The 24,707-nt window shown below is 66.4% G+C and carries 20 protein-coding genes; 15 read left to right on the forward strand and 5 right to left on the reverse strand.

The genetic code is table 11. From position 1 onward, the window contains the following. Positions 1–44: 44 nt before the first annotated feature. The 4 genes from ACZK5G_RS11630 (at position 45) to ACZK5G_RS11645 (ending at position 4,753) form a co-directional block, all read left to right on the forward strand. Positions 45–1,184, forward strand: coding sequence for an SPFH domain-containing protein (locus tag ACZK5G_RS11630; RefSeq protein ID WP_478463368.1), 1,140 nt, complete (start codon positions 45–47; stop codon positions 1,182–1,184). Positions 1,185–1,205: 21 nt separating this feature from the next. Next, positions 1,206–2,558 (forward strand): membrane protein, encoded by a 1,353-nt coding sequence (locus tag ACZK5G_RS11635; protein ID WP_049461047.1) that lies wholly within the window; start codon positions 1,206–1,208, stop codon positions 2,556–2,558. After that, on the forward strand, positions 2,555–2,812 hold the full coding sequence (locus ACZK5G_RS11640) for a hypothetical protein (RefSeq protein WP_032127215.1): 258 nt from the start codon (positions 2,555–2,557) through the stop codon (positions 2,810–2,812). The genes ACZK5G_RS11635 and ACZK5G_RS11640 overlap by 4 nt, the downstream gene beginning before the upstream one ends. A 276-nt stretch (positions 2,813–3,088) precedes the next feature. After that, the gene (locus ACZK5G_RS11645) at positions 3,089–4,753 is read left to right on the forward strand and encodes a tyrosinase family protein (protein ID WP_478463369.1); all 1,665 of its coding nucleotides are present in this window, start codon (positions 3,089–3,091) and stop codon (positions 4,751–4,753) included. Positions 4,754–4,807: 54 nt separating this feature from the next. Here the strand turns inward: ACZK5G_RS11645 and ACZK5G_RS11650 are convergent, their stop codons facing one another. Further along, a complete protein-coding gene (locus tag ACZK5G_RS11650) occupies positions 4,808–5,704 on the reverse strand; it encodes a tyrosine-protein phosphatase (RefSeq protein ID WP_478463371.1) in 897 nt (298 codons plus the stop codon). 17 nt (positions 5,705–5,721) lie between these two features. After that, a complete protein-coding gene (locus tag ACZK5G_RS11655) occupies positions 5,722–8,010 on the reverse strand; it encodes a TonB-dependent receptor (RefSeq protein ID WP_478463372.1) in 2,289 nt (762 codons plus the stop codon). 123 nt (positions 8,011–8,133) lie between these two features. On the opposite strand from ACZK5G_RS11655, the gene ACZK5G_RS11660 reads away from it, so the two are divergent. Further along, positions 8,134–8,775, forward strand: coding sequence for a TetR/AcrR family transcriptional regulator (locus tag ACZK5G_RS11660; RefSeq protein ID WP_478463373.1), 642 nt, complete (start codon positions 8,134–8,136; stop codon positions 8,773–8,775). A 435-nt stretch (positions 8,776–9,210) separates the two neighbouring features. Continuing rightward, positions 9,211–10,920, forward strand: a complete 1,710-nt coding sequence (locus ACZK5G_RS11665) for a sensor domain-containing diguanylate cyclase (RefSeq protein WP_478463374.1) — start codon at positions 9,211–9,213, stop codon at positions 10,918–10,920. A 77-nt stretch (positions 10,921–10,997) separates the two neighbouring features. On the opposite strand, the gene ACZK5G_RS11670 is transcribed toward ACZK5G_RS11665, so the two are convergent. Beyond that, on the reverse strand, positions 10,998–12,941 hold the full coding sequence (locus ACZK5G_RS11670; protein ID WP_478463375.1) for a MacB family efflux pump subunit: 1,944 nt from the start codon (positions 12,939–12,941) through the stop codon (positions 10,998–11,000). Between the two features lie 2 nt (positions 12,942–12,943). Beyond that, complete coding sequence (locus tag ACZK5G_RS11675) at positions 12,944–14,125, reverse strand: efflux RND transporter periplasmic adaptor subunit (protein WP_478463376.1); 1,182 nt, start codon at positions 14,123–14,125, stop codon at positions 12,944–12,946. Between the two features lie 236 nt (positions 14,126–14,361). On the opposite strand from ACZK5G_RS11675, the gene ACZK5G_RS11680 reads away from it, so the two are divergent. The 4 genes from ACZK5G_RS11680 (at position 14,362) to ACZK5G_RS11695 (ending at position 17,890) form a co-directional block, all read left to right on the forward strand. Next, positions 14,362–14,928 carry a hypothetical protein gene (locus ACZK5G_RS11680; protein ID WP_478463378.1) on the forward strand — a complete coding sequence of 189 codons (567 nt, stop codon included), beginning with the start codon at positions 14,362–14,364 and terminating at the stop codon, positions 14,926–14,928. Continuing rightward, entirely contained in the window at positions 14,925–15,695 is a 771-nt protein-coding gene (locus ACZK5G_RS11685) for a response regulator (RefSeq protein WP_478463380.1), read from the forward strand. Before ACZK5G_RS11680 ends, ACZK5G_RS11685 begins: the two co-directional genes overlap by 4 nt. Positions 15,696–15,698: 3 nt before the next feature. Continuing rightward, the gene (locus ACZK5G_RS11690; protein ID WP_478463382.1) at positions 15,699–16,775 is read left to right on the forward strand and encodes an ATP-binding protein; all 1,077 of its coding nucleotides are present in this window, start codon (positions 15,699–15,701) and stop codon (positions 16,773–16,775) included. Positions 16,776–16,963: 188 nt separating this feature from the next. After that, entirely contained in the window at positions 16,964–17,890 is a 927-nt protein-coding gene (locus ACZK5G_RS11695; protein ID WP_285303698.1) for an ABC transporter six-transmembrane domain-containing protein, read from the forward strand. A gap of 427 nt (positions 17,891–18,317) precedes the next feature. Here the strand turns inward: ACZK5G_RS11695 and ACZK5G_RS11700 are convergent, their stop codons facing one another. Beyond that, the gene (locus ACZK5G_RS11700; protein ID WP_478463383.1) at positions 18,318–18,926 is read right to left on the reverse strand and encodes a TetR/AcrR family transcriptional regulator; all 609 of its coding nucleotides are present in this window, start codon (positions 18,924–18,926) and stop codon (positions 18,318–18,320) included. 170 nt (positions 18,927–19,096) lie between these two features. On the opposite strand from ACZK5G_RS11700, the gene ACZK5G_RS11705 reads away from it, so the two are divergent. The 5 genes from ACZK5G_RS11705 (at position 19,097) to ACZK5G_RS11725 (ending at position 24,540) form a co-directional block, all read left to right on the forward strand. Further along, the gene (locus tag ACZK5G_RS11705) at positions 19,097–19,933 is read left to right on the forward strand and encodes a siderophore-interacting protein (RefSeq protein ID WP_012511171.1); all 837 of its coding nucleotides are present in this window, start codon (positions 19,097–19,099) and stop codon (positions 19,931–19,933) included. Positions 19,934–20,128: 195 nt separating this feature from the next. Continuing rightward, positions 20,129–22,306, forward strand: coding sequence for a TonB-dependent receptor (locus ACZK5G_RS11710; RefSeq protein WP_478463385.1), 2,178 nt, complete (start codon positions 20,129–20,131; stop codon positions 22,304–22,306). 52 nt (positions 22,307–22,358) lie between these two features. After that, a complete protein-coding gene (locus ACZK5G_RS11715) occupies positions 22,359–22,658 on the forward strand; it encodes a DUF3649 domain-containing protein (RefSeq protein WP_032129500.1) in 300 nt (99 codons plus the stop codon). Further along, on the forward strand, positions 22,655–24,265 hold the full coding sequence (locus tag ACZK5G_RS11720; RefSeq protein WP_478463387.1) for a PepSY-associated TM helix domain-containing protein: 1,611 nt from the start codon (positions 22,655–22,657) through the stop codon (positions 24,263–24,265). The genes ACZK5G_RS11715 and ACZK5G_RS11720 overlap by 4 nt, the downstream gene beginning before the upstream one ends. Next, the gene (locus ACZK5G_RS11725) at positions 24,262–24,540 is read left to right on the forward strand and encodes a DUF3325 domain-containing protein (RefSeq protein ID WP_478463388.1); all 279 of its coding nucleotides are present in this window, start codon (positions 24,262–24,264) and stop codon (positions 24,538–24,540) included. Before ACZK5G_RS11720 ends, ACZK5G_RS11725 begins: the two co-directional genes overlap by 4 nt. Positions 24,541–24,707 lie beyond the last annotated feature (167 nt).

Consider the following 24,707-nt stretch of genomic DNA (forward strand, 5'->3'; position numbering starts at 1 on the left):
CTCGGCAGGCATGGTGCCTGCCCTCGAATCACAGGGAGTTGGTCATGGGTCTGGTACAGGCGGTGAAGGGTGCGGTTGGCGGTGTGCTGGCCGACCAGTGGAAGGACTTCTACACCGTGCCGGCGGGCCTGCCGCCCACGGCGGCGCTGTTCGCGGCCGTGCCGCAGGGCACCAATGCCGGCCGCGGCTCCAACACCAGCGGCTCGTCCAACATCATCACCAACGGCTCGAAGATCATCGTGCCGGAGGGCTATGGCCTGCTGCTGTTCCAGGACGGCGCGATCACCGCGTTCGTCGCCGAACCGGGCGGCTACGAGTGGCGCTCTGACGATCTGAACTCGCAGTCGATCTTCGCCGGTGACGGCCTGGTCAGCACCTTCATCAAGCAGAGCTGGGAGCGCTTCAAGTTCGGCGGCCAGCCGGGCTCGCAGCAGGCGGCCTACTTCGTCTCGCTGAAGGAACTGCCGGATAACCGCTTCGGCACCCAATCGGAAATCTACTGGGACGACGGCTTCCTCAATACCCAGGTCGGCGCGGTCACGCGTGGTTCGTACACGCTGAAGATCGTCGACCCGATCCTGTTCGTGAAGAACTTCGTACCGGCCAGCTACCTGCAGCCGGGCCAGGTGTTCGACTTCACCGACCTGGACAACGCCGCCGCCAGCCAGCTGTTCAATGAAGTGGTCGGTTCGCTGGCGCCGGCCTTCAGCCTGTATACGAACGATCCCAGCAAGGGCAACCGCATCACCAAGCTGCAGCAGGACTCGCTGGGCTTCGCGCAGAGCCTGTCGGCTGCGGTCGAACAGGGTTACCAGTGGAAGTCCGACCGTGGCCTGGCCATCGTCAAGACCGCTATCGTCTCGATTGAATACGACGCCAATACCCGCGAACTGCTGAAGACCGTGCAGCGCGCCGATGCGTTGTCCGGTTCGCGCGGCAATTCCAACCTGCAGGCCAGTGTCGCCCAGGGCATCCAGTCGGCCGGCGAGAACGGCGGCGCGGCCGGCCTGGTCGGCGTCGGCATGGCCTCGGGCATGTTCGGAGTGGGTGGCATGCAGCAGCCGGTCACTCCGGCCGCGGATGACCCGGTCGCCAAGCTGAAGAAGGCCAAGGAAATGCTGGACCTGGGCCTGATCACCCAGAGCGACTATGACGCGCTCAAGGCCAAGGCACTGGGCCTGTAACCGGCAGGACGCACAATCCCTATGTCCGATCCCCGAAACGGCCCGCCGCCGCTGCCCGGATCCGCGCCCGCGACGCCACCGCCCTTGCCGGCGGCGTCGTTGGACGGGCCCGGTTCGCCGCAGGACGTCCCTCCCCTGCCCGGCAGCTTCCCGCTGGACACCTCGAAGCTGCCGCAGGCCATCCGCGATGAAGTGGAAGCGCCGGATCCTGTGGCCATCGATACGTCGGCCAGCGAGCTGAAAGACGGCCTCAACCGCTGCCCGAAGTGCGGCGCCACCGACATCCGGCCCAAGGCCGGTACCGATATCCTGGTCTGCCTGTACTGCCGTCACGAATGGCATGGCGCACGCGTCGAGGAGGAGTTCGGGCTGGGCGAGGCCATCGACCAGCTGCGCGGCACCGTCATCGCCTCCGGCGCACGCGACATCGATGCCGACACCTCGGCGTTGATGACCTTCAAGTGCACGGGCTGTGGCGCAGAAGTCACGGTCAACACCGAAAGCACGATGACGGCGCGCTGCCACTGGTGCCGCCACGTCTTCGGCGTCAACGAGCAGATTGCCAATGGCGCGGTACCCGATGCGGTGCTGCCCTTCCACATCAAGAAGGACGATGCGGTCGCGCGCATCCGCCAGTTCGTCGACAAGCGCCGGATGTTCGCGCTGAAGGCGTTCAAGGACCAGTTCACCCCTGAAAACGTGGTGGGCGTGTTCCTGCCCTACATGATCGTCGACAGCAATGTCAGCGCTGCGGTGGCCGGCAAAGGCGAGATCAAGACCCGTGAGTACACGGTCGGCAGCGAGAAGAACAAGCGCACCCTCTACGACGCCGATGTCTACCAGGTCGAACGCCAGGTCGATTTCACCGTCGACGATCTTCCGCTGGAATCCTCGGCCGAGCGCGGCAATCTGGATACCCGCGCCAACACCAACAACATCATCAACACCATTTTGCCGTTCGATACCAAGAACGCGGTGAAATGGAACGCCTCCTACCTGGCCGGCTTCACTTCGGAGAAGCGCAACCTGGATGTGGAAAAGCTGCGACCGCGACTGGAAGACCAGCTGCTGTCGATTGCCCGCGCACAGGTGGAAGGCTCGGTGAAGCGCTACAACCGCGGCGTGCGCTGGGAGCAGGAACAGCTGGAGGTGCATGGCACCCGCTGGGTGTCGATGTACCTGCCGGTCTGGCTGTACTCGTACCATCAGCCTGGCAAGAACGGCGGCATGCTGCACTACATCGCGGTGAACGGCCGTACCGGCGAAACCATGGGCAGCGTGCCCGTGCAGCAATGGAAGATGCTGCTGGCGGCCCTTGCCACCGGCACCGTCATTGAAGCCCTCGCAATTGCCTTCCTGGTGGCATCGACATGAGCGACGACAGTGGCCTCTGGCTGTTGGCGGCAGGTCCGGCCGGCGCAACCGCGCTGTACTGGGCGCTGTACCGCTATTACCGCAACACCGACAAATCGCACTCCTTCGAGCACGAGACCGAAATCGAGGCGCAGCCCGTGACCGGTTCAGACCAGCAGGTGGGCCGGGTCACCGGCACCGAGGAAAAGCGCATACGCGGTGACAACGTGTACGAGTACCGGAAACGGGTGGCAAGGGTGAAACCCGACCAGTAGAGCCAGGCCATGCCTGGCTGATCGACAACGCCGCAACGACGACGGTGAACAGCTTCAGCCGGGCAGATGTGTACGCGCCTGCGACTGTGGCCTGCTTCGCAGATCAGCTCTGTTTGCCATGCCTATGCTACGGCCGCTTCCACCCCTGCCATCGTTGCACCTGCCGGTGGAAGCGGCGGGGCTGGATGTCCCCGTCGGGCCGGCCGCCACGCTGCCGCCGGTCCTGCCAGTGATTTGTAACCCAACGCGGTTCAACCAATCACCAGGGGGAAGGCTATGCGCTACACACGTCGTGATTTTCTTGCCACCACCGCCAGCGCTTCATTGGCGTCACTGGTGGCGCCCGGAGCCTGGGCCAGCGGCGCCGCACCGGCCGGAAAGGCCGCGCAGGCGCGCTACCACCGCTACAACGTCACCAGCCCCGAAGGCCAGCGCATGCTGGCCAGCTACGCGCGTGGCATCAAGGCCATGTTGGCACTGCCGGCAGACGATCCACGCAACTGGTTCCGCAACGCCTTCGTGCATCTGATGGACTGCCCGCACGGCAACTGGTGGTTTTATGTCTGGCACCGGGGCTATGTCGGCTACTTCGAACAGACCATCCGTACGCTAAGCGGTGATCCGCAGTTCGCCATGCCCTACTGGGACTGGACCGAGCTGCCACGGATTCCCCCGGCGATGTTCGACGGCGTATTGACGCCCACTGACAGCGCCTATGCGCCGTATACGCGCAACCTGGCGGTCTTCACCCGGTTCATGCGCCCGGCGTTGCAGCGCTACTGGGACACGCTGGATGCAGGCCAACGCGGCCAGCTCAAGTTCCGCGGCTACCTCACTGCAGACGATGTCTGGAACGATGTGACCGGCTACAGCGTCGCGGAAAAGACCGGCATCTCGGGCAATGCGGCCTATGCGATCACCTGCGGCGCCCGCTACCTCTGGCGCGAGAATCCCGGCTTCGATGCAAAGACCGCTTCGGCCGTGTCTCCCGACACCATCCACGCGGGGCTGTCGCCGGTCGAGTTCTACAACGACGATGTCAGCCGCAGCTTCACCAGCTCGCGTACGGCCTCGCACGTGGTGCAGCCTGACGGCGCCACGAAATTCTCGGTACTGGAAGGATTCCCGCACAACAAGGTGCACAACTGCATCGGTGGCGTCGGCGCGGTCGATCCCGGCCCCTACGGCAACATGACCAACTTCCTGTCACCACTCGATCCGATCTTCTACCTGCACCACGCCAACATGGACCGCCTGTGGGATGTGTGGAACCAGCTGCAGCAATCCCGCGGCAAGCCGATCATGCCCATCAACGTCGACCAGCGGCGTCAGTTCATGAACGAACCGTTCCGGTTCTTCGTCGATGCACAGGGCAAGCCCGTTGGCGAGCGTCCGGCCAGTGCGTTCTTCTCCACCACGGCCTTCGACTACGACTACGTCTACGCGCGCCGCAACGACATGCTGGAGGCGGTCACGCTGCCGGCAGCTGCCGGCGCGGTGCGGCTGGTGCGCGGCACACGCTCCGATGGCGCCGTCCGCGTGGCTGTCCCCAATGAGGCGGTGCGCGCGCACCTGACCACATCGGGCCCGCGCCAGTTGATTGCCGAAGTGACCCTGGAGCGACCACGCGGTTTGAACAATACGCGTGAGTTCGACGTGCTGATCAACGCGCCGGCCGGCACCACCTCCGTGGCTGCCGACAGCCCGTACTACGCCGGCACGGTATCGTTCTTTGGGCCGACCATGGCGGGGATGGACCACAGCCATCCCACCACATTCGCGGTACCACTGCCGCAGAAACTGGGGGCCCTGCAGGCACTCAGTGCGGCCGATGGCGGAACGACCACGCTGGAGATCCGCCTGGTCGCATCGTCCGGCCAGGCACCGCAGACGTTCCCGGTGCTCGACGCCGCCATCCTGGTGGCACCACTGCAGCCGTGATGAAGCACGGCAGGTGCCGGCGCTGTCCGGCACCTGCCCTCGGCCTGGCAGGATTCAGCCGGCCTGCCCCAACCGCACCTTCAACTGCTGGATTTCCTGTTCGCTGACGCCGATCGACTTCAGGTACCCTTCCGCACCACCGTACTGGCTGTGCAGTGCCGCCAGGAACTGCTCCATGTTGTCCGGTGCGGTACCGGCCATACCGGCCATCTTGCGGGCGATCTCGGGGTTCTGCTTGACCAGCGCCATGATCTGCGCGTTCATCGCGCTGTCCTTCGGCTGCCCTTCCAGGTAGTGCGCGGAGATCGCGTAGTTGTGCACGATCTCGGCCTTCGGCACGCCCGCCAGGTCCAGCAGCAGGCCAGCGATGATGCCGGTGCGGTCCTTGCCGGCCGTGCAATGGAACAGCACGGCACCGTCCTGCTGCGCGGCGATGCGCTGGAACACCTGCTTGAACTGCGGCTGGCTGTGGCCCAGCCACTGCACATAGGCTTCGCCCAGCGAATCCGGGAAACTGGTCATCATCTTCTGCAGGTCCATCTTCTCGGTGCCCATCAGCGAGATGCGCTGGTAGGCGAAGCGATCATCCCTGGCCAGCAGGTCCGGCGACTGCGCCTCTTCATCGGCGGTACGCAGGTCGATATCCAGCTTCACGCCGGCCGCGGCCAGGGCATCACGGTCGGCATCGGTAAGGCGGCCGAGGTCTGCGGTGCGCACGAACGCATCGGCCGGAATCGGACCGTGGCGGCCCTGCAGGCCGGCGAAGGTACGCACGTTCCAGGCGCCCTGCAGCGGGATCACGCGCTGCGCATCGGCAGCGACGGGCTTCACGTTCGCAACGGCCGTCGGCTTCGCGGCGGCGACCTGCGGCGCATCAGCGGCAGCAGCCGTCGCAGCCATCGGCAGGCTGAGCATCAGGGCCAGGACAAGTTCGGTAGAGCGGTGCTTCATGGAATTCTCCGTTCGAATCAGAAGTTGACGGCCATTTCCAGGCCGAAGGTACGCGGGTCGTTGAAGATGCCGCTCTGGCCCAGCGCCGCGCTGTTGATCTTGTAGAACAGGTGCTGCTCATCGAGCAGGTTGCGTACCCACAACGAGAACGACATGGTGGTGCCAGTGCTGTTGACCGGCACATCCACCAGCGCCACCCGTGCGTTCACCACGAACGAGCTGTCGGTCAGCATCTGGTCGTACTCGCTGGTGTAGTAGCCATCGGACCAGTTGCCGTCCACATGGAATTTCAGCGCCGAGAAGTTGGCGAATGGGACCAGATAGTCGACCGACAGGCTGCCGGCGTTCTTCGGCGCCAGCAGCGGCTGCACGGTCACCTGCACGCCCGCACCGAACGGGTCGGTTGCTGTCTGCGCATCGATCTTCGTGTAGGCGTAGTTGAGGCCGAGCGTGAGGTTGTCAACCGGCATCACGTTGAACTCCAGCTCCGCACCCCGGGACTTGCCATCGCTCAGTGCATTGGTGGTGACCATGGTGGTGCGGGTTTCGCCGCTGTTCGGGTCGAACGGCAGCGAGAAGTCCATTTGTTTGTGCGCGATGGTCGAATCGAACACCGCCAGGTTCAGGCGGGCGCGGTTGTCCCAGAACTGCGACTTGTAGCCGAGCTCGTAGGCGGTCACTTCTTCCGGACCGAACGCGGTGTAGTTGGTCGAGCGCGAATTGGCACCGCCGGCCTTGAAGCCCGTGCTGTACTTGGCGTAGACCATCGCGTGCTCGCCGAGGTCGTAGGCGATGTTGACCATCGGGTCGAAACGGCTCCAGCGGTCCTTGAAAGCGAGATTCGTCGCCGCGCCGTTGACGGTGTACAGACTGCCCTTCTTGTCGTCACGGGTGTAGCGACCGCCGGCAGTCAGGTGCAGGCGCTGCAGTGCTTCCGGCGTCCACGTGGCCTGGCCGAACACGCCCAGGCTGTCCGTCCACGCTTTGCTGGCGCGGTCGATGCGTACCCGCGAGAGATCCAGCGGGTTGGTCGCCGGATTCACGGTGTAGCTGTTGCCACCCGGCCCCCAGACCAGCATGTTCGGGGTCTGCGCATTGTCACCGGCAGTCTCGTGGTAGTAGAACGCTCCGCCGAGGAACTGCACCTGCGAGGTATTGCCGATCAGCTGGAATTCCTGGCTGTACTGGTGCTGGTAGACCTGCGCCAGGCTGTAACGACCGAACGGCGTCCCTGCACCACCGTAAGCGGAAATCGCATCGACCAGGCCCATGTCGAACTGGCCCTGGGTGAGTTCACGGTAGGAACTGATCGACTTCAACTCCAGGTTGTCGTTCAGCGTCCACGACAGGTTCAACAGATGGCCACTGGTCCGTCCGATGTTGTCTTCCTGAGGCCCGCCCAGGATGGCGCTGTCGCGGCGATCCTGGCTGGCGCCGGCCTTCTGCAGGGGGCTGAGGTAGGCGCCTGGCACCAGCACCTGGGTGTGATATGGCGTGGTGGCATCATAGGAGCGATCGAACGCGTACAACAAAGAGAAGTCATCGCTCGGCTGCCACAGCGCACTCAGGCGGGCGCCGCGCTTGTCGTAACTGTTGAAGTCACGCTCGCCGCGCATCGGATTGTCGGTGGTGCCGCCACGCTTGGCCTGCACGGCGTCGATCTTGAAGCTGACATCGCCCACCTTGGGCAGATCCAGGTGCAGCGCACTGTTGTAGCCGCTGAAGTTGGACACGCCCGCGCTGACGTTGCCGCCAAACTCGCCGGTCGGCGCCTTGGTGACGATGCTCACCGCGCCGCCTTCGGTATTGCGGCCGAACAGCGTGCCCTGCGGCCCCTTCAGCACTTCGATGCGCTCCACGTCGTAGAGCATGCTGCCCAGGCCCTGCGCGCGGCCCATGAACACCCCGTCGACGTAGATGCCGACGCCGGCATCGCGGGCCGGTTGGTTGGCGTCGCCGGAGGCACCGATGCCACGGATGCCGATGTTCAGCGCAGAACTGCGGGTAGCGAACGGCGTGACCCGCAGTGATGGGATGGAGCCATCGGACAAGCTGCCCAGCGAAATCGCGCTGCGGTCCTTCAGCGCTTCGGCATCGACCACCGATACCGAGATCGGGGTCTCCTGCAGGTTGGTGGCGCGTTTCTGCGCAGTCACCATCACCTGGTCAAGGGCGACCACGGTGCGCGCGGCATCGGCGGATGCCTCGGCGTCGGCGCTGGGACTGTCTTCGGCTTGGGCCAGCGCCGGCAGTGCGGCGGCAATGGCGAGGGTGAGCAGCGGGCGGTGCAGCAGGGCGTGGCGCATCGGACTCATTCGCGGAAGGAGAAGGCCGGCGCAGTCTGGGAGGCGGGAATTACAAATGAATGACCGTTCATTCACACCTTTTGTGACGTACTATCCCGCCTCTGGACGCCCCGACTTCATGCAATGACGCCGAAAACCGCCGTAGCTGCACCCGCTGACGCCCCTGCCGCCGCCCATGCCGAAGCCCAGCGCCGGCGCATCCTCGACGCCGCCCAGAAGTGCTTCATCACCCGTGGTTTCCATGCCGGTTCGATCGGCGATATCGCTGCCGAGGCCGAGATCAGCCAGGGCCTGATGTACCGCTATTTCGCCAACAAGCGCGCCCTGATCCTGGCCCTGATCGAGCGCCAGCTGCGCCACGACCAGGCCTCGATCAGCGAGATGCCGGTGGCGTCCGATCTTATTGATGGGCTGCTGGAGTGCTACCAGCAATGGGCGCGCGGCGAGGTGCTGCCGATCCACGGCAATGCCATCGCCAGCGTGGCCCTGTACGCAGAGATCAATGCCGAGGCGCATCGCGACCCGATGCTGGCCGAGGTGCTGCGTACTCATGACAAACAGACCAGCGCCGCGATCCATGCCTGGCTGCGCCAGCGTGACGTCAATCTGGGCCGCGCCGTGGACGAAGAGCGTATTGCCAGCCGAACCCTGCTGCTGCGACTGCTGGTGGAAGGTCTGGCGATGCGCGCCGTGCGCGATCCCGACCTGCCTCCGGAACGCGTGCGGGCGCTGCTGGCCGATGCGATTGGTCGTGTGATGGGGTAGTGCCGGCCGCTGGCCGGCATCTGCAGTACCCCGGCGTCACGAAGTTGCCGGCCAGCGGCCGGCACTACCCAGCCTATGCGGCCCACCATTGCGGCTGCTGGCGGAACGCCCCGTGATGCGTGCGTTGCGCGTTGCGTCGCCTGCCGGCCAATCGACCGGTAATGCCGGCCGCTGGCCGGCATCTGCAATGATCCGGATGTCATGAGGTTGCCGGCCAGCGGCCGGCACTACCCCGTCGTTACCCCGTCGTTCGACACGCGCTGCATGTCCGCGACCGCCGTCGCGTTTTGGCTCGACCCACGTGCGGCACACCGAAACGCTGATGCCAACGCGTCACACCGGCATCACCCGACGCTGGCGATATATAACGCGGCACGCACTAGCGTAGTGCCCGACAGCCGAAGCCGCCCTCGCCACCCTGCCCTGAAAAGCGCCATGGACGAAGCCGAACGACTGCTTGAACTCGACCGCCTGCACCTGCTCGACACGCCACCAGAGCCTGTTTTCGATGCGATCGTCGCCGCCGCGCGTGCCGCTACCGGCATGACCATGGCTCTGATTTCAGTTGTTGCCGACGAGCGCCAGTGGTTCAAGGCAAACATCGGGCTGGAAGGTGTCAGCGAAACCGCGCGCGAGATTTCCTTCTGCACGCATGCCATCCAGCAGGACGCGCTGTTCGAGATTCCGGACGCGCGCCAGGACCCTCGCTTCTCCACCAATCCCCTGGTGACCGGCGGCCCGCGCATCCGTCACTACGCGGGCATCTCGCTGGGCTCGGCGCATGGCGCGCGCATAGGAACGCTGTGCCTGCTCGACCCGATGCCGGGCGTTCTGTCTCCCTCCCAGCGCGAATTGATGGTGCATCTGGCCCGGGTCACCACCCAGGTGCTGGAGCAGCGCAGCACGCTGATGGCCCAGGTCGGCCAGGCCAAGGCCCTGCATCGTGAGCTGAAGCGCAGCGAGGACTTCCTGGAGCGCACGAACCGCGCGGCCCGGGTGGGTGGCTGGGAAATGGACCTGGTCAGCAACGAGGTCCGCTGGACCCGCGAAACCAAGCAGATCCACGGCGTGCGCAGCAACTTCGAACCGACGCTCGAAACTGCGCTCTCGTTCTATCGCGAGGACAGCCGAAACATCATCCGCACGGCGGTGCAGCGTTGCATCGATGAAGGCACGTCGTGGGAGGTGCAGCTGCCGATGACCACCGCCGACGGACGAGCCATCTGGACCCGCGTGGTTAGAGGCCGGCAGCAGGTCGATGGCCGGCCGCGGCTGGTCGGGGCCATACAGGACATCACCGAGGAGCGCGCCGCGCTGGATGCACTGGAAGCCAGCGAAACCCGCTACCGGCGGCTGTTCCACTACAGCCTTGGCCTGATCTGCACCCACACGCTGGAGGGCGTGCTGACCTCGGTGAACCCAGCGGCCGTGCAGTCACTGGGCTTCGATGAGAGCTACATGATCGGGCGCAGCTTGTGCGACCTGATGCCGCCGGAGAAGCGGGCCGCGTTCAAGGCGTATCTGGAACGCATCGCAGTCAACCACACCGATGCCGGCGTCATCGAGCTGATCGCCGCCGATGGTACCCGGCATTTCTGGGCGTATCACAACGTGCTCGACAACGAGGCCACCCCACCCTACGTGCTCGGCCATGCTCAGGACGTCACCGCACTGCGGATGCAGGAACAGCAGTTGCGCGAGATGTCCTTCAAGGATCCCCTCACCCAGAGCTACAACCGCCGCTTCCTGCCCCGCCTGGACGAACTGATCGACCAGCCTTGGGCCTGCCTGATGTTCGATCTGGATCATTTCAAGCAGATAAACGACACCCAGGGCCATGCACGGGGTGACACGGTGCTGGTCGAGTTCGCCGCCTTCCTGCGCGCTCCACTGGGGTCAATGGAAAGCGTAGTGCGTATGGGTGGCGACGAGTTCATGGTGGTGCTGACTGCACCGGAACCGGGACGGCTGGCCGCGCTGGAGCAGTGGTATGCGCAGCATGCCGGGCAGTCACCCACACCCTTCTCGCTGGGCGCGACCCACCATGCACCCGGCGAGACGGTGGCCGACACCCTGCAGCGCGCCGACAGCCGTCTGTATCGCGAGCGTGCACGCGTGCGCACGCATCCGCGCCCCTCATCCTGAGGCTGCTCCTATGGAGCCAAAGGCAACGGCTCCTGCCGTTGCCTTCGGCTCCACAAATGCCCGCACCGGGCCTGCACCTACTCCGCTGCCAGCGCCTGGATCGGATCCAGTTGTGCCGCGCTGCGCGCCGGGAAGTAGCCGAAGCCAAGCCCGATCGCAGACGAGCATGCCAGCGCGGCAAGCACAGGGCCCGCCGTGAACAGGAACGGCACACCCAGCGACAGCAGGCTGGACAGCGCACCCACGCCGAATGCGAACAGCACCCCCAGCACGCCACCGAACAGGCAGATCAGCACGGCCTCGATCAGGAACTGGCGCAGGATGTCGCCCTGCCGCGCGCCCACCGCCAGCCGCACGCCGATCTCGCGCACGCGCTCCTTCACCGAGACCAGCATGATGTTCATCACCCCCACCCCGCCGACCACCAGCGCCACTGCTGCGATGGCCGAAACCAACGCTGCCATGGTCTGGCTGGACTTCATCACCGCCTTGCGGATCTGGTCGGCGTTGTAGATAAAGAAGTCACGACGGCCATGCAACCGCTCCAGCTCGGCCCCCAGCGAGGCCTCGGCGGCGTTGGTGGGCACGTCGTCGCGCACACGCACCGTGATGCTCTCCAGGCGCTCGCTGCCCAGCAGCCGCGAGGCCGCCGAGGTATACGGCACGTAGACCGTCGGGGTTGCACCGCCAGCGAACGCATTGGCCCCGACCACACCGATCACCTCCACCGGCATGCCGCCCAGCAGCACCGTGCTGCCGATCGGGCTGCCGCTGAACAGCGCTTTGGCCGCCTTCTGGTCGACCACGCCCACGGCACGGTGCGCATCCACTTCGGCGTCGGTGAAGAAGCGGCCGGCCTTCAGCCGCAGCCCACGCGCGCGCGGCATGTCGGCCCCCACGCCCAGCACCTGGGTGTTGGCACGCCGGTTGCCCTGCAGCGCTGCCACCGATCCGCTCAGGTTCGGGCTTACGCTGTCCACGTAACTCAACGCCGCAAGATATTCCGCATCGCCCACCACCAGCGTCTCGATCTCCGCCGAGCGCGGGTCACCGAAATCCGAGCCTGGGAAGATCTCCAGCGTACTGGCGCCCAGTTCGTTGATCTGTGATTCAACCTGCGCCTGTGCACCCTTGCCCAGCGCAACCACGGTCACCACGGCCGCTACGCCGATGATGATCCCGAGCATGGTCAGCAGCGTGCGCAGGCGATGGGCCAGCATCGAGCGCACGGCCATGCGCGCGGCTTCGCGAATCGCATCCATGCGTGCGCGGCGCTCGGTGACCGGCGACACGCCGCGTTCGGTCCCGGGTGTTTCAGCCACAGCACGCGATCCCCGCTCGCCGCGGTCGGTCACCACCCGGCCGTCGGCGATCTCGATCACCCGCGCCGCGTTGGCGGCAATCGCCGCATCGTGTGTCACCAGGATCACCGTGTGGCCCTGTGCATGCAGGCGCTTCAGCTCGGCCATCACCTGCTGACCACTGGCGTGATCGAGCGCGCCGGTGGGTTCATCGGCCAGCACGATCGCGCCGCCGTTCATCAGCGAACGGGCAATGGACACGCGCTGCTGCTGGCCGCCGGACAGCTGGCTCGGCAGGTTCGCCATGCGTTCGCCCAGCCCCAGCGTTTCCAGCAGCGTGCGTGCACGGGAAGTGCGCACGTCCGCCTCCACGCCGGCATAGACTGCCGGCAGCGCCACGTTCTCGGTGGCGCTCAGGTTCTCCATCAGGTTGTAGCGCTGGAAGATGAAGCCGAAATGCTCGCGGCGCAGGCGTGCCAGCGCGTCCGGCGCCATCTGCTCGGTGGCCTCGCCGTTCACCCGATAGCTGCCCTCGGTCGGCCGGTCCAGGCAGCCAAGGATGTTCATCAGCGTGGACTTGCCCGAGCCCGAGGGGCCGATGATGGCGATGAACTCGCCGGCATCGATGCGCAGCGAAACATCCTTCAGCACCACCACCTCACCGGCGGCGGAGCGATAGGCGCGCGATACGCCATGCAGTTCCAGCAGTGCGTCGGCCATGCTCACATCCCCAACAGGCTGGCGGCTTCCGGCTCAGCGCCGCTGGGCGCCTGGCCGACCACCACGTTCTCGCCCTCGCGCAGGCCGGACAGGATCTGCACGGCGGTGGCGGTGCGCAGGCCGGTCGTCACTGCACGCTGCTGGGGGCGGCCCTTGGTGTCCACCACGCGCACGGTTCCACGGCTGCCGTCCTTGCCATCCGAATCGACCAGCGCCGTCAATGGCACCTGCAGCGCGTTGGCAACCCGTGCCAGCTGCAGGGTCACCTTCACCGTCATCGAGGGCTTCAGCTTCAGGCCGGGATTGGCCACGTCGAACAGGCCGGCGTAGTACACCGCCTTCGGCGTCTGCGCAGAGCCACCCGCATTGCCGGTGGCGACGTCGGCAATCGAGGACGGCGCCGGTTCCAGCTGCTGCAGGTGGGATTCATAGCGGCGGCCGCTCGGCCCCAGTGTCGAGAACCACAGCGGTTGTCCCGGTGCCACCAGCTCGACATCAGCCTCGGCGATCTCGGCGCGCACGGTCATCGTATCCATCTGCGCCAGCATTACGATGGTCGGCGTGGTCTGCATCGAGTTCAACGTCTGCCCGGCCTTGGTGACGATGGCCACGATGTAACCGTCGCTGGGCGAAACAATGCGGGTATAGCCCAGGTTGATCCGTGCGGTTTCGACCTGGGTCACGGCCTGGTCGATCTGCGCCTGCAGCGCGGCCACCTCTGAGCGTGCCGCATCGCGCGCCACGCGTGCGGCTTCGAAACCTTCCTGTGACACCAGGCGCGACGCCACCAGCTGCGACTGCCGCTGGTAAGCACGACTGGCCTGCGCATAGCGGGCCTGGCTGGCGGCATGCTGGGCGCGCAGCGTGTTGGTGGCCGCCTCGGCACTGCGCAGCGCGATACGCTGCGGCTGCGAATCGACCTCGGCGATCAGGTCACCGGCCTGTACGCGCTGGCCCAGCACCACATGCAGGCGCTTGACCTGGCCGGACACCTGCGCACCCACCGCCACCAGCTCCTTGGGATGGACCCGGCCGACCGCCTGTACGGTCTTCTCCAGATCCGCCACCCTTGCCGGTGCGGTGATCAGCGCGGCATCATCGCCGCCGGCAAACGCCCACCATCCAGCGCCGGCGGCCAATGTGGCCACCGTAGCGGCAATGATCCAGGTCCTGCCGTTGCTCATCGAAACGCCCGGCTGCGTGCAGTCGCCCAGTGCGACCGCCGAAACCGCAGTCTGGAAGCCGCGGATGGACGTTTCTTGGAGCCACTGTGGAGATTGCATGGAGGCGCGGCAGCCGTTCAGGCACCAGCCCCGCGCCTGAATGCTGCGGCCTGCGTCCACGCAATCTCGACACAATCTCGACCGAGTCTCCATCAACGGTCGCTAGCCTCGTCGGCCTCGCCGACTGCCCGCCTGCCGTGTCCCTTTCCCATCCAGACCTGCCACCCATCGATGTGCGCCGTGCCTACCTGGCGTGGTGTGCGCCTTCGCCGTGGTTGATCGCCGTCGTGTTGGCATCGACCACCAGCTGGATGCTGGCCGCGCCGGATCCGTTACCCCCGCTGCTGGCGGGCTTCGGGGCGGCCGCCCTGGTGGGGTTCCGCAGCGATGGGCCCGGTGGCACTGGCCGTTCCGGCGCACTCGCGTCGCTGGCGCTGATTGGTCTGGCGGTCTGGGCGGCAACGCACCCGGTCGCCGACGCCACCCTGCATCTGCTGCTCGCCCTAGCCACTCTCGTGGTCGTCGCCCTGCTGGCACTGCGCCTGCGCGCCATCCTGGGCATGGCCTTGCGGCTGCAGGCCCGGATAGATGCCACTCCCATGGCATCGCGCTGGAGCAAGCTGCCGGCGGCGGTGTCCACCCTGATGCTGCAGCAGCTGCGCGGCGCAGGTGCAGTGGAACCGAGTCTGCGGCGCACGCTGGTGCTGGCCACCCTGGCCTGGGCTGCCAACGAAGAGGCGCAGGACATGCAGTGCCGACGATGACCCTGCCCCAGATCCCGCTCTTGCCCACCCTTGCCCCGAACCCGCATCACGCAATGAACGATCTCCGTACCCGACAGGCACCCTTGGTGCTGATTGCCGAAGATGAGGGCGAAATCGCCGACATCCTCAGTGCCTACCTGGCCCGTTCCGGCCTGCGCAGCGCCCGCGCCGCCGACGGTGAGGCGGCACTCGCCAGCCACCGCCAACTGCGTCCGGACCTGGTGCTGCTGGATGTGCAGATGCCAAAACTGGATGGCTGGCAGGTGCTGAGCGAACTGCGACGGATCGGCAACACCCCCGTCATCATGCTCACTGCGCTCGACCAGGACGTGGACAAGCTGACCGGCCTGCGCGTGGGCGCCGACGACTACGTGGCCAAGCCGTTCAATCCGGCCGAGATCGTCGCCCGCATCCAGGCCGTGCTGCGCCGGAGTTCCCGGCCCCTGGTCGAAGCGCCCAACGGGCTGATCCGCCAAGGGCCCTTCGAGATCGACCTGCGCAGCCACGAGGTGACCGTGCGCCATGGCGAGCAGGTGCACGAGCTGAACTTCACCCTCACCGAGTTCCGGCTGCTGGTGCACATGGCGCGTGCGCCACGGCAGGTGCATGCGCGGGCCGATCTCCTGCATGCCTGCCTGCCCGAGGGCGACGCGCAGGAACGCACCGTCGACAGCCATGTCAGCAAACTGCGGCGCAAGCTGGAGGATGTCGGCGTGATCGGCATTCCCGCCACCATCCGCGGCGTCGGCTACCGCTTCCTGGACTGAATGATGAACCCCAAAGGCAAGAGCATCGGACGCCAGATCACGCTGTCCATCACGGTGGCCTCGCTGTGTTCGACAGTGCTGTCGATCAGCGGCTTCTACCTGTTCTATTACCTCATGGAGGTGTTCTATCCGCGCTGGTACGACGAGCCGGAAACGATCATGCCGTCCGGGCTGGAATGGCTGTGGATCGGATTGACCGCCACCGTGGTCGTCATCTTCGCCACGCTGGTCGCCTCGCGCCTGACCCGGCGCATCATCACGCCGTTGAACTCGGTGGCCGAAAGCCTGCGCCGGGTCGCCAGTGGCGATCTGGAAGCGCGTGCACGCGGTGGTGATACCACGATGGCCGAAGCGGCCACGCTGGTCAGCGATTTCAACTCCATGGCAGAACGGCTGAGCCGGATGTCCGAGAACCGGGTGTTCTGGAACGCGGCGATCGCGCATGAACTGCGCACGCCGATGACCATCCTGCGCGGCCGCCTGCAGGGCATCGCCGAAGGCGTGTTCGAGCCGGGGCCTGAGCAGTTCAACAGCATGCTCACCCAGCTGGAAGGCCTGACCCGCATCATCGAGGACCTGCGCGTGGTCAGCCTGGCCGAGAGTGGCCACCTGGATCTGCGCCTGCAGCGCAGCGATGTCAGTGTGCAGGTGGCCGCGGTGGTTGAAGCGATGTCCGAGGCACTGACCCAGAGTGGTTTCTCGGTAACGCTGGACGCACGGCCGTCGCTGGCCGACTGCGATCCCGCGCGCATCCGCCAGGCGGTGCTGGCGCTGTTGGAGAACGCGCGCCGCCATGCCATTCCCTGCCCGCTGCGGGTGTACGTGACGCTGGCCGAAGGCCATTGCACCGTCACGGTGGAAGATGGCGGCCCCGGTGTGCCGGACGACCTTCGCGACAGCATCTTCGAAGCCTTCCAGCGCACGGATGTCTCGCGTTCGCGGCAGAGTGGTGGCTCCGGGCTTGGCCTGGCCGTGGTGCGTGCGATTGCCGTGGCCCATCACGGAACAGCGCTATGCCGGGCCACCGAACGTGGTGGCAGTGCCTTCGAAATCCGCTGGCCGGTGCATGCCCGCCGTTGAGGCGGTAGACACTGCCCTGGTAGCGGCCCACCTTGGTGGACATTCGCATCGCTGAACGGCGCCGGTTTCTCCACGCAATCTCCATCGTCCCTCCATGCCTTCTCCAAAGGGCTGCAGATACTGGGCGCGATCCGGGAGATGGCAGGCATCCGTCCCCTGCCCTGACTCCGACCCACCCAGGCATCCCCATGAAACCCCCACACGATCCGGCGGCCGCCGCCGGCAGCATCGGCCAGCAGAACGCGGCCGCCACTCTCAAGGCCATCCTGCGAACCTATCCGTGGCAGCTCACCGGCACCTTTTCGCTGGTGGCGCTGGAAAATGCGCTGCTGCTGGCGTATCCGCTGTTTGCCGGCTTCGCGGTGGATGCGATCATCCGCGGCAACATCGGCCACGCCATCTCCTACGCCGGCGTGGTACTGCTGTTCTGGCTGGTCGGTGCTGCCCGCCGTGCGGTCGATACGCGTACCTTCACCCGCATCTATGCCGACCTGGCGGTGAACGTGGTGCAGGCGCAGCGCAGGCTGGGCCACGCCACCTCCACCTCGGCCGCACGCGTTGTGCTGGCCCGTGAGTTCGTCGACTTCTTCGAAAAGCACGTACCGATCATCGCCACCGCGCTGGTATCAATGTTTGGTGCGGCGGTGATGCTGCTGGTGATCGAACCGCTGGTGGGCGCCGCGAGCCTGATCGCCTTGCTCGGAGCGGTGTTGCTGATGCCGTCGTTCGCACGCCGCAACGAGCAGCTGCATGGGCGACTGAACAACCGGCTGGAGCATGAGATCCGCCTGGTCGACCGGGTCAGTCCTTCGGTGCTGCGTCGCCACTACACCACGCTGTCGCGGCTGCGCATCCTGCTCTCCGATCGCGAAGCCGGTGCCTTCGTGGTTGTTGGCGCAGCGGCAGCGGTGCTGTTCGCGCTGACGATCGGCCGTCTCGCCACCACCGACGGTGTGACGCCGGGTCATGTGTACGCGGTGATGACCTATCTGTGGACGTTCGTCGGGAGCCTGGACGATGCACCGTCGATGGTGGATCAGCTGGCGCGGTTGAAGGACATCGGCCGGCGAGTCAGCCCGGGCATGGAAGATGCGGAGCGCAAGGATGCCGCTTGACCGGTAGATGCCCACTTTGGTGGGCAACGATGTATAGCGGCGCCAACCAAGGTTGGCGACTACCGGGGCAACGGTGCCAACCAGGATTGGCGATTACCTCGCGGAAGGACATCGGCCGCCGCGTCAGCCCCGGCATGGAGGATGCGGAGCGCAAGGACGCCGCGTGACCGGTAGATGCCCACCTTGGTGGGCAACGATGTATAGCGGCGCCAACCAAGGTTGGCGACTACCGGGGCAACGGTGCCAACCAGGATTGGCGATTACCTCGCGGAAGGACATCGGCCGCCGCGTCAGCCCGGGCATGGAAGATGCGGAGCACAAGGATGCCGCGTGACCGGTAGATGCCCACCTTGGTGGGCACCGACACATCGCGGCGCCAACCAAGGTTGGCGACTACCAAGGCAACGGCGCCAACCAAGGTTGGCGACTACGTTGCCGTGCGCCCGCACATCGCCAATGCACCGATGATCAACGCTTCCATGCTGCGGTCGAACTCGGCCTCCTGCGCCTTCCGATCCAGCGGGCGTCGCGTGGTATCCACCACCGCATGGCGTGAGTACACGGTGTCGGCCAACGCCACGGCGTGATAGGCCACGGTCGACAGCAGCCACGCCGCCTGCTCGAGCGGCAGATCATGCACGCGGCTGAATTCGGCATGGTGGCGCTGGATGCGCGCCAGCATCTCCGGTGTCTTCGCGCCGTGGCTGACCAGGAACGGCGCCAGGCCCGGATTCCCGTCCACCAGCGTCCGCAGTGAACGTTGGAACGCACGCAGATCCTCCTCGATGCTGCGCCGGCCAGCGGCATCCAGTGCCGGTGCCTGCCAACGCTCGAAGATCGCCTCGGCCACCAGCTCGCGCAGTGCCGCCAGATTCGCCACATGCTTGTACAGCGCGATGTGGCTGACCCCCAGTGCCGCCGACACGCCCACGAAGCTCAGCCCCGGCAGCGTCATGGCAATGCCGGCGTCGGCGATGCGCTCGCGGGTGATGCTGGGCGGTCGCCCACGGGCAGCGGTCTTTTTCGGTGCAGCCATGCGGTAACGGTTCCTGCGCGGTGCGCGGGCAAGGGCTGTCATGGTGGTCCGCAGCGACGCCGCGGTCAACGCGTCGCTGCGGTCCGTGGACAGGCCCCGGTTGCGGCACGATCAATTTAGTTTACTATGATGTAACTAATTCGCATTTGCAGTGTCCAGGATCGTTGTCGATGTCCGCGTCCCCCACTTCAATCACCCCGGCCGGGCCGCTGCGCGGCGCCGACCATGATCGCGGCCTGCAGGCGCTGCAGGTCCAGGTGGTCGCGGTTGCACAGCCGTGCGCCAGCCTGCTGCGCCTCGTGGTCCAGCTGCCGGAACATGCAGAACTCGCGCCCTGGCAGCGTGCCAACACCGCCGTGCGCATCCAGCTCGGCGCCACGTTCGGCGATGTGTCACGGATCTACACCGTGCGCAGCCTCGATCCCAACACCCGCCAGTTCACCCTGGACGTAGTGCTGCACGAGGCGCCGGGGCCGATGCTGGCCTGGGTACGTGCGCTGCGCCCCGGTGATGCCTTCGATCTGACCGGACCGCGCCCCCATCTGCAGGTACCGCAGCGCGAGGGCACCTGCGCCCTCCTGTTCGCCGACCCAAGCGCCATCCCTGCCCTGTTTGCATTGCTGCAGCAGTGGCCGGCCGACCTGCGCGCAGAGGCCTGGATCGCCTCGGATGATGCATTCCCGGTAGACGAACTGCCCGCCATTGAAGGTGTCCGCGTGCTCCGCCTCGCCACCGGTGACGTGCCGTTGCTGCAGCAGGCGCGCCAACTGCGGCCGGAACCCGGCAGCACGGTCTGGGCGGCCGGCGAGCGCGAGGAAATGCGTGCCCTGCGCCGCCACTTCATCGAAACGGTCGGCCTGCCACGCAGCGACGTTGCCGTGGCCGGCTACTGGAAACGTGGCGAGACCACCACCGAGACCGACCAGCGTCGCCGCCGCAACTACGAGCGCGTGCTGGCACGCGGCGGTGGCCTGCAGGACCTCGACGACCTCGCCGACGATATCTGATCCACCCCGCAGTATCCGCGCCCCGCGCTTCGTTCCACCCAGCCACAGATCGCCCACGCACCTCGCGTGCAGCACTGCCACACCGGAAGTGCCGTGCCCTCTGCCAGCCATTCCACAGCCCGCGTCGTCCTGCCCCTGCAGGTCACAGACGGCGCCGTGCTGGCCGATCGCACGACCCACCACACGAGAACCGCCATGTCCCTCCCCCTGCGAACCCTGCCCCTCCCACGCCGCTCGGCGCTGTCCCTGGCCGCCCGTGCAGCGTTGCTGCCCACCCTGCTGATCGCCACCGCCGCGCACGCCAACGATGCACCCGATGGCGCCCGCCAGTTGCCCACGGTGAACGTGCGCGCCGACAAGTCCGCTCCCACCGATGCCTATGCGGGTGGCCAGGTCACGCGCGGCAGCCGCGTCGGCCTGCTCGGCGAGCGCGACTTCATGGACACGCCGTTCAACACCACCCGCTACACCGCCGAATTCATCGACAACATCCAGGCGCCGGACCTGGTGCGGGTCATCGCACTGACCGACCCCAGCGTCTACAACAGTGGCTCCAGTGGTGGCATCACCGACTACTTCAACATCCGCGGTTTCGGTGTCGCCTCGTCGGATATCGGCTTTGGTGGCCTGTACGGGCTGATCCCCTACTACCGCGTCACTCCCGAACTGGCCGAGAGCATCGAAGTGCTGAAGGGCCCGTCCGCGCTGCTCAACGGCATGCCGCCCGGTGGCTCGGTGGGCGGTGCGGTTAACGTGGTACCCAAGCGTGCAGGCGACACACCACTGACCCGCTTCACCGCCAGCTACGGCAGCGACGCGCAGTGGGGCGGTCACCTGGATGTCGGCCGCCGCTTCGGCGCGGACAAGCAGTTCGGCGTACGCCTCAATGCCGTGCATCGCGACGGCGACACCGCCACCGACCACCAGCAGCACAAGACGCAGCTCGCATCGCTCGGCCTGGACTGGCGTGGTGAGCGCTCGCAGGTGTCGCTGGACCTGTTCAGCAGCCGCGACCATGTGGATGGCCTCAACCGTGGCGTCTCGCTGGCGCCCGGCCTGGCCGTGCCCCGCCCGCCGAAAGCCAGCACCCTGTTTGCACCGGACTGGACCTTCAGCACCGTCAAGGACCAGGCCGCCGCACTGCGCTGGTCGTTCGACATCAATGACTACCTGCAGGCGCATGCCAGCTACGGCCACGGCCATACCGATTTCGACTCCATCGCCAGTGCCACCACGCTGATCACCAACACCGCCGGCGACTTCCGCAACAACTTCGCCCACCAACGCTTCATCTACAGCAAGGACACCGCCGAAGCCGGATTGTCGGCGCGCTTCCGCACCGGCGCGGTCGATCACGCGCTGGCCATCAGTGCAGCCTGGTACCAGCACGACCAGAAGTTCGGCTTCAAGCGCAACCTGCTGGCCCGCGATTGGGTAACCAATATCTACAACCCGCAGTGGGGCCCTGCCATCGACCGCAGCTTCAGTGATGCGTCGCTGCCGAAGACCGCGGAAGTGCGCACCACCAGCTTCGGCATCGCCGATACGCTGTCCTTCATCGATGATCGTGTGCAGCTGACCCTGGGCATCCGTCACCAGACCGTGCTCAGCGATACCTTCGATGGCGGCACAGGCAAGCGCACCGCACGCTACGACGCCAGCGCCAACACCCCGGCCGGTGCACTGCTTTTCAAGGCCAGCGACCGCCTGTCACTGTATGCCAATTACATCGAAGGCCTGAGCCAGGGCAGCACCGCCCCGGCAACCGCCGCCAACGCGGGCGACGTGTTCCCGCCGTTCAAGACCCGCCAGCGCGAGGTCGGTGCCAAGCTCGACTTCGGCCGCTTGGCCAGCGCATTGAGCGTGTACGAGATCGAAAAGCCCAGCTCCTACACCGACCCGGCGACCAACGTGTTCTCGTTCGGCGGCCAGCAGCGCAACCGGGGCGTGGAATGGACTGTGTTCGGCCAGGCCACCGAACAGCTGCGCGTGCTCGGTGGCATCGGCTGGCTGCAGCCGAAGCTGACCCGTACCCAGGGCGGCGTCAACGAAGGTCGGTTGGCGACGGCCACACCGCAATGGCAGGGCAAGCTCGGCGTCGAATGGGACGTGCCGACCGTGGCCGGCCTCACCCTCACCGGCAACGCGGTCAGCCTGTCCAAGGGCTACATCACTGCTGACAACAGCCAGTGGGTGGCGGGCCGCACCGTGTTCGATCTCGGTGCCCGCTATGCGACGCAAGCGGCCGGCCATCCGCTGGTACTGCGCGCCACTGTGCAGAACCTGACCAACAAGGCGTACTGGGCAGGCAGCCTCGGCTCCGGGCTGGGCACGCCACGCACCGCCCTGCTGTCGGCCACCGTCGATTTCTGATCCTCGTTTCAAGGGCGCCACGCCATTGCGCGTGGTGCCCTGGAGAAGTGCTTTGACCGTTTCCCGTACCGCCTCCGTGCTGACCTGGCTGCCCCTGGTCTCACGCATCATCGCCGCGTTGTTCGGCGGCTATGTGCTGGCCGCACTGTGCAGCATCGCGGCACTGGCGCTGCCCATCGATGGTCGCCAGGCCGTGTTCACTGGCATGCTGGCCAGCTTCCTGCTGTACGCCGGCGCCGTGGTCTGGGTGTTCGCGGTGCGCTCGGCGTGGCGCGCGTGGCTGGGCCTGCTCCTCGTCGCGTTGCCCTTGTGGTTGATCGCACAGACGGTCGGCAACGGAGGCGCTGCATGAGCAAGGTAGATCGCACTCCGAAGCCACGCGGCATCCGCCAGACCATGTCCGACCTGCATATCTGGGTGGGGCTGCTGGCCGGATGGATCCTGTACGCGATGTTTCTCACCGGCACCGCCAGCTACTTCCGCGACGAGCTCTCGCGCTACACCCGCCCGGAAATCGCCACACCGTCCCTGTTGCCGGACGCCGCTGTGGTTGCGCAGCGTACCGTCACGGCGATCATGGCCGACACGCCTGCGGCCAGCCAGATCAACCTCAGCCTGCCGAGCACGCGCATGCCGTGGGTGTCGGCGATGTGGGCCAGCCCGGGTGGGCGCGGCCGGCATGGTTTCGACTCGGGCCTGTTCGACGCCAGCACCGGTGCGCCACTGCAGGCACGCGACACCGGCGGCGGTGACTTCTTCTATGCGTTCCACTTCAACCTGCACTACATGCCGGCGATGTGGGGCCGCTGGATCGTCGGCCTGTGCGCGATGTTCATGCTGGTCGCCATCGTCAGCGGCGTAATCACCCACAAGAAGATCTTCGCCGACTTCTTCACTTTCCGCTGGGGCAAGGGCCAGCGCTCTTGGCTGGATGGACACGCGGCGCTGTCGGTACTCGGCCTGCCGTTCCACTTCATGATCACCTGGAGCGGCCTGGTGATGCTGGCGGTACTGTACATGCCGTGGGGCCTGGCCAAGCTCCCGGACAAGCGCCAGCAGGCCGAGGTCGTCAGCGAGATGCGCCTGTTCCTGCCACCGCAGAAGGCCGCCGGCCACCCTGCTCCGCTCACCAACGTCGGTGCACTGGTGCAGCAGGCCGAGCAGCGCTGGGGAGCCGGCACGGTGGGCAGCGTGCAGGTGCAGAATCCCGGCGACGAGAACGCACGCGTGGCCGTGGTGCGTGCGCAGTCCAGCCGTGTTTCGACCACCCCGAACTATCTGCTGTTCGACGGCAGCGGTGGGCAGCTGCTGCAGATCAAGGAACACTCGGGCGTTGCCGCCGATACCCAGGGCGTGCTGTATGGCCTGCACCTGGGCCGCTTCGCCGATGCCGCCCTGCGCTGGCTGTACTTCATCGTCAGCCTGGCCGGCACGGCCATGGTCGGCACCGGGCTGGTGCTGTGGACGGTCAAGCGCCGTGCGCAGCTGCCCGATCCGCAGCGACCGTACTTCGGCTTCCGCCTGGTCGAGCGGCTCAACATTGCCACGGTCGCCGGCCTGTCGGTGGCGATGACCGCCTACCTGTGGGCGAACCGCCTGCTGCCCGTTGCCACGGGCGGGCGTGCGGCGTGGGAGGTGCATGTGTTCTTCCTGGCCTGGGCGGCCATGTTCGTGCACGCCACGCTGCGTACACCGAAGCGAGCATGGGTCGAACAGTTCCTGCTGGCGGCGTTGCTGCTGGCGCTGCTGCCGGTGCTGACTGCGGTGACCACGCTGCATCCGCTGTGGCGCACGCTGGCCGCGGGCGACTGGGCATTCGCTGGCACCGACCTGACCCTGCTGGCATTGGCCGCCCTGCACACGCTGCTGGCCTGGCGCACCTGGCGGCATGCGCCGAAGGTGAAACGCGCCCGGCCGTCTGCCGCGTCACGCACTGCGGCACCGGAGGCCAGCGCATGATCCACGTCATTCTGTTCGTGTTGTCGCTGGCCGCGTTCGCCTGCCTGGCACTGGCGATGGAGCGTCATCAGCGGGACGTATTCCGTCGTGTGCTGAGCGCGCAGGCAACCCAGCAGCTGCGCGCGATTGGCTGGGCACTGCTGGTGTTCAGTACCGTGTTTGCCATGCGCGGGTTGGGCGTGGGTTTCGGTCTGGCTGCGCTGTCCGGTCACACCAGCGTTGCCGCGGGCGTGGTGGTGTTGGCGATGGTGGTGCATGGGCGGTGGAATCGGTAGATGCCCACCTTGGTGGGCACCGATGCATCGCGGCGCCAACCAAGGTTGGCGACTACCGGGCCTGAGCGGCGTTGCTTTGGTAGCTGCCCACCTTGGTGGGCACCGATGCATCGCGGCGCCAACCAAGGTTGGCGACTACCGGGCCTGAGCGGCGTTGCTTCGGTAGA

Source organism: Stenotrophomonas sp. 62841_Sma (genome assembly GCF_056482945.1).